At 73.2% G+C, this 1,285-nt stretch carries 1 protein-coding gene and 1 pseudogene; both read left to right on the top strand.

The window, feature by feature from the left end:
- Positions 1-221: 221 nt before the first annotated feature.
- The gene (locus tag H5J29_RS33115; protein WP_181784822.1) at positions 222-962 is read left to right on the top strand and encodes a response regulator transcription factor; all 741 of its coding nucleotides are present in this window, start codon (positions 222-224) and stop codon (positions 960-962) included.
- 7 nt (positions 963-969) lie between these two features.
- Positions 970-1,285 (top strand): annotated as a pseudogene (locus tag H5J29_RS33110) (hypothetical protein); the annotation flags it as partial.

The following is a 1,285-nucleotide window of genomic DNA, read 5'->3' as shown; positions in this document are numbered from 1 at the left end:
CCGCGACCGTGCGGTCCCGGTTGCCGAGCACCTGCCCCACGCCGACCAGGACCGGCGATCTCTCCGCGACCACCGGCGAAACCTAGTACAGCGCGTGGCGGGGAGGCCGGGCGGGAGCGGAGCGTGATCGAACCGTGGCCCAGGGCCCCGGACGGAACGCACAGGAGGCGCACAGGAACCGCCCACGGCTCGCACAGCCCGGTCGTCCAGGGTCTCCTACCATGACCGAGGTGAGCGACCAGTCCGCACCACTCCGCCGCGCCGACGGGAGCCCCGTCCGCGTCCTCGTGGTGGACGACGAGGCCACGCTCTCCGACCTGCTGTCGATGGCCCTGCGCTACGAGGGCTGGGAGGTCCGTTCCGCGGGGGACGGGCTCACCGCCGTCCGCACCGCCCGGGACTTCACACCCGACGCCGTCGTCCTCGACATCATGCTGCCGGACCTCGACGGCCTGGAGGTGCTGCGCAGGCTCCGCGCGGACAGCCCCGAGGTGCCGGTCCTGTTCCTCACCGCCAAGGACGCCGTCGAGGACCGGGTGGCGGGGCTGACGGCGGGCGGGGACGACTACGTCACGAAGCCGTTCAGCCTCGAGGAGCTGGTCGCCCGGCTGCGCGGGTTGCTGCGCCGCGCGGGGATGACGGCGGCGCGGCAGGGTTCCGAGCTCGTCGTCGGCGACCTGGTGCTCGACGAGGACTCGCACGAGGTCCGCCGCGGCGGTGCGGACGTCGAGCTCACCGCCACCGAGTTCGAGCTGCTCCGCTTCCTGATGCGCAACCCCAAGCGGGTGCTGTCCAAGGCGCAGATCCTGGACCGGGTGTGGCACTACGACTTCGGGGGCCAGTCCAACGTCGTCGAGCTGTACGTGTCCTACCTGCGCAAGAAGATCGACGTCGGCCGCTCACCCATGATCCACACCGTGCGTGGGGCCGGGTACGTCCTGAAGCCCGCCGTCCCCGCATGACGACGACATGGCCCGGGTGACCGATCGCGGCCGGACGTTGCGCGCCCGGCTGGTCGCGACCGTCCTGCTGCTGCTCGCACTCGTCGCCGCCGTCATCGGGGTCGCGACGACACTCGCGTTGCGCGGTTTCCTCTACGGCCAGCTCGACGGCGACGTCATGGGCGCCGCGAGCCGGTTCGCCGTCTCGCGGTCCGAGCCCGCCCCGCCCGGAGCGCCGGACGACTTCCTCGGTCCCGCGCAGAAGCCCCGGACGATCGGCGCCGTGGTGACCGGCGACGCGGCGCCCTGCACCGCGGTGACGGACCGCCGCGGCCCGCCGAGCG

It is taken from the genome of Pseudonocardia pini (assembly GCF_013870575.1).
GTDB lineage: Bacteria > Actinomycetota > Actinomycetes > Mycobacteriales > Pseudonocardiaceae > Pseudonocardia > Pseudonocardia pini.
This window is presented reverse-complemented; position numbering and strand designations above follow the sequence as displayed.

What these genes read in the sequence shown, in the direction of transcription:
- H5J29_RS33115 (WP_181784822.1), top strand. Translation starts at nt 222, where the DNA reads ATGACCGAGGTGAGCGACCAGTCCGCACCACTCCGCCGCGCCGACGGG.